At 57.2% G+C, this 306-nt stretch carries 2 rRNA genes; both read left to right on the top strand.

Going from position 1 to position 306, the window contains the following annotated elements:
• Window positions 1–90: ribosomal RNA gene (locus RM479_RS27515) — 23S ribosomal RNA — on the top strand; the annotation flags it as partial.
• Window positions 91–197: 107 nt separating this feature from the next.
• Window positions 198–306 (top strand): 5S ribosomal RNA (gene rrf, locus RM479_RS27510); the annotation flags it as partial.

Genomic DNA, 306 nt, shown 5'->3' with positions numbered 1-306 from the left:
CCCCTATAGACGATGGGGTTGATAGGCCGGGTGTGGAAGCCTTGTGAGGGGTGGAGCTGACCGGTACTAATAGGCCGAGGGCTTGTCCGCTGCAGATAATTGGGTGCTCGCGCATACATGTTCACATTGTTGATTGCTGTGTGAAATTCTTCCCCGTTGCCCGGGTGGTTGTTCTGGGTGGTGTGGGTGTTGGTTTCCGTGGTGGTTATGGTGGGAGGGTCACACCCGGTCTCATTCCGAACCCGGTCGTTAAGTCTCCTTGCGCTGATGGTACTGCCCTGTGGTGGGGTGGGAGAGTAGGTTGCC

It is taken from the genome of Nocardiopsis lambiniae, from assembly GCF_031845465.1.
Classification (GTDB): domain Bacteria; phylum Actinomycetota; class Actinomycetes; order Streptosporangiales; family Streptosporangiaceae; genus Nocardiopsis; species Nocardiopsis lambiniae.
The sequence above is the reverse complement of the archived record's forward strand: the minus strand, read 5'-3'. Positions and strand labels throughout refer to the sequence as shown.